Raw genomic sequence first — 3,961 nt, 5'->3', positions numbered from 1 at the left:
TTGGTTGCGGGGGCAGGATTTGAACCTGCGGCCTTCAGGTTATGAGCCTGACGAGCTACCGGGCTGCTCCACCCCGCGTCCTCTAGGTAAGCCGCTTTGCGGCTTATCCGGTGTGCGTAAATCCGGTTGGGATTTATCGCGGCGGCGTAACCGCTTGGCGGTTAAGCCTTCTTCCTGAGCAACTTGCGAAGCAAGTTGTCTCATGTAAGGGACGCACCATCAGACAAGCTGTGCGGTGCGCCGATCTTTCCTTCTGCATATAGGGCCCAAAGCAGAAAGGACCGCTTTAGGCGGCCCTTTTTTGTCGGCTTGGGCCGTCATTTCATGATGAGAAGATTATCTTTTGTTTCACATGTTCGAATATCTTCGACATCCGGCGCATGTGTTGTTGCGTTTAGCAGACCTGGCAGCGACCGACTCTCCCGCGTCTTAAGACGAAGTACCATAGGCGCTGGGGCGTTTCACGGCCGTGTTCGGAATGGGAACGGGTGCAGCCGCCCCGCCATAACCACCAGGTCAGCGAAGCGCAACAATTGAGAAGCTGGCGAGGCCGTGACTTTCTCGAAGTCACTACCCTCATTTTTAGTCTTGAACACGTCTAGGCGTCATTTTCAGTCTTTCGACTGTGATGAACATGATCAATGAGAACGATCAAGCCAATCGAGCTATTAGTACCGGTAAGCTTCACACATTGCTGCGCTTCCACACCCGGCCTATCAACGTGGTCGTCTTCCACGGCTCTGATAGGGAATACTCGTTTTCAGGTTGGTTTCCCGCTTAGATGCCTTCAGCGGTTATCCATTCCATATGTAGCTACCCTGCTATGCCCTTGGCAGGACAACAGGTCCACCAGAGATATGTCCATCCCGGTCCTCTCGTACTAGGGACAGATCCTGTCAATATTCCTACACCCACGGCAGATAGGGACCGAACTGTCTCACGACGTTCTGAACCCAGCTCACGTACCGCTTTAATTGGCGAACAGCCAAACCCTTGGGACCTGCTCCAGCCCCAGGATGCGATGAGCCGACATCGAGGTGCCAAACAACCCCGTCGATATGGACTCTTGGGGGTCATCAGCCTGTTATCCCCGGCGTACCTTTTATCCGTTGAGCGATGGCCCTTCCACGCGGGACCACCGGATCACTATGACCGACTTTCGTCTCTGCTCGACTTGTCAGTCTCGCAGTCAGGCGGGCTTATGCCATTGCACTCGACGACCGATTTCCGACCGGTCTGAGCCCACCATCGCGCGCCTCCGTTACTCTTTCGGAGGCGACCGCCCCAGTCAAACTACCCACCATACACTGTCCCGGATCCGGATAACGGACCGCGGTTAGACATCCATGACGATAAGGGTGGTATTTCAAGGATGGCTCCACGGAAACTGGCGTCCCCGCTTCAAAGCCTACCACCTATCCTACACATGCCGACACGAATGCCAGTGTAAAGCTATAGTAAAGGTGCACGGGGTCTTTCCGTCTGACCGCAGGAACCCCGCATCTTCACGGGGAATTCAATTTCACTGAGTCTATGTTGGAGACAGCGGGGAAGTCGTTACGCCATTCGTGCAGGTCGGAACTTACCCGACAAGGAATTTCGCTACCTTAGGACCGTTATAGTTACGGCCGCCGTTTACTGGGGCTTCGATTCAAAGCTTGCACCTCTCCTCTTAACCTTCCAGCACCGGGCAGGCGTCAGACCCTATACGTCGTCTTGCGACTTCGCAGAGCCCTGTGTTTTTGATAAACAGTCGCTACCCCCTGGTCTGTGCCACCCCACAACACTTGCGTATCATGGGGTCACGCTTCTTCCGAAGTTACGCGTGCAATTTGCCGAGTTCCTTCAACATAGTTCTCTCAAGCGCCTTGGTATACTCTACCTGACCACCTGTGTCGGTTTCGGGTACGGTCTATACGGTGGAGCTATTTCCTGGAACCGCGTCCCTGCAAGATCAATCCAATAAGACCTTACAAGTTGAGCAATCCGTCACTACCACCAGGCCCACGAATATTAACGTGGTTCCCATCGACTACGCGTGTCCGCCTCGTCTTAGGGGCCGGCTAACCCTGCTCAGATTAACTTTAAGCAGGAACCCTTGGTCTTTCGGCGAGAGGGTCTCTCACCCTCTTTATCGTTACTCATGTCAACATTCGCACTTCCGATACCTCCAGGATGTCTCACGACTGTCCCTTCACAGGCTTACGGAACGCTCCGCTACCACGTGTATTGCTACACATCCTCAGCTTCGGTGCATGGCTTCAGCCCCGTTACATTTTCGGCGCAAAGACCCTTATTTAGACCAGTGAGCTGTTACGCTTTCTTTAAATGATGGCTGCTTCTAAGCCAACATCCTGGTTGTTTTGGGATCCTCACATCCTTTCCCACTTAGCCATGACTTGGGGACCTTAGCTGGAGGTTAGGGTTGTTGCCCTTTTCACGACGGACGTTAGCACCCGCCGTGTGTCTGCCGACTAGTACTCCTGGGTATTCGGAGTTTGGTTAGGATCAGTAAGACGGTGAGTCCCCATAGCCCATCCAGTGCTCTACCCCCCAGGGTATTCGGTCGACGCTCTACCTAAATAGATTTCGCGGAGAACCAGCTATTTCCGAGTTTGATTGGCCTTTCACCCCTAGCCACAAGTCATCCCAATCTATTGCAACAGATGCGGGTTCGGTCCTCCAGTTGGTGTTACCCAACCTTCAACCTGCTCATGGCTAGATCACTCGGTTTCGGGTCTAATGCAACAAACTAAATCGCCCTATTCAGACTCGCTTTCGCTTCGCCTACACCTACCGGCTTAAGCTTGCTTGTTACACTAAGTCGTTGACCCATTATACAAAAGGTACGCCGTCACCCTTGCGGGCTCCGACTGTTTGTAGGCATCCGGTTTCAGGTTCTATTTCACTCCCCTTGTCGGGGTGCTTTTCACCTTTCCCTCACGGTACTTGTTCGCTATCGGTCATGCACGAGTACTTAGGCTTGGAGAGTGGTCTCCCCATGTTCAGACAGGATTTCTCGTGTCCCGCCCTACTCTAGGACAATCATGGTATCTACGCGTACGGGGCTGTCACCCACTACGGCCAAGCTTTCCAGCTTGTTCCACTTTAACCACAATTGCCACTGGCCTGGTCCGCGTTCGCTCGCCACTACTTGCGGAGTCTCGGTTGATGTCCTTTCCTGCAGGTACTTAGATGTTTCAGTTCCCTGCGTTCGCTTCTTACACCCTATGTATTCAGGTGCAGATACCTTATCACAATGCTTGGAAACCACTCGGGTTCTGTCCGCACGGCCAATGGCCTGCGGACGGCGCGCCGGATAACCGGCGACGGGCTACCGCCCTACGAAGTTTCCCTCGCAAGGCCCAGCCAACCAGAATGATTTTCCAAGCATTTAAGGTGGGTTGCCCCATTCGGAGATCCATGGATCAAAGCTTATTCGCAGCTCCCCACGGCTTTTCGCAGCGTATCACGTCCTTCATCGCCTGTGCATGCCAAGGCATCCACCAAATGCCCTTACGACACTTAATCGTTCTCATTGCCAATGCTCATCTTTAGTTGGATTTGGCAAACCTTGTCCCGACGGCTTCGCCGCGGGGGGTGCCAAATCTGACCATACGGACAATCTTGCGATTGCCGCGCAGTCAGGCCCAACAATCTTGATACCTTTTACATCAAGATCATTCAGATGCCATCGACGTGTTCGATAGATCTGCTTTATTGGAGCTACGCCGAGCAGCTCGCTTGCAGTCTATCTTTAAGACCAGCTTCTCGAGATTAAATCCGGGACCGCGCGGTCAGGCAACGGCCATCAAGTCATCATCAGAGCCACCCCGAAGGATGACAACAATGATCAACTCAGAGCGACAAGCTTCCTTCCTACCTCCAGCCCCTCTTTCGCTTCCGGCCGGCTAGGCCATTCACGACGTCATTGGAACTGGGCTCGGACATTGGGCAGAAC

1 tRNA gene and 2 rRNA genes are annotated in these 3,961 nt (G+C 53.5%); all 3 read right to left on the bottom strand.

Annotated features, from left to right (window positions below):
• Position 1: 1 nt before the first annotated feature.
• Positions 2-78: transfer RNA gene (locus ATY79_RS22800), tRNA-Met, on the bottom strand.
• A 323-nt stretch (positions 79-401) separates the two neighbouring features.
• A 5S ribosomal RNA gene (rrf, locus tag ATY79_RS22795) occupies positions 402-516 on the bottom strand.
• 131 nt (positions 517-647) lie between these two features.
• Positions 648-3,531: ribosomal RNA gene (locus ATY79_RS22790) — 23S ribosomal RNA — on the bottom strand.
• Positions 3,532-3,961: the final 430 nt, after the last annotated feature.

The organism is Rhizobium sp. R693, from assembly GCF_002211315.1.
Lineage (GTDB): Bacteria > Pseudomonadota > Alphaproteobacteria > Rhizobiales > Rhizobiaceae > Rhizobium.
The sequence above is the reverse complement of the archived record's forward strand: the minus strand, read 5'-3'. Positions and strand labels throughout refer to the sequence as shown.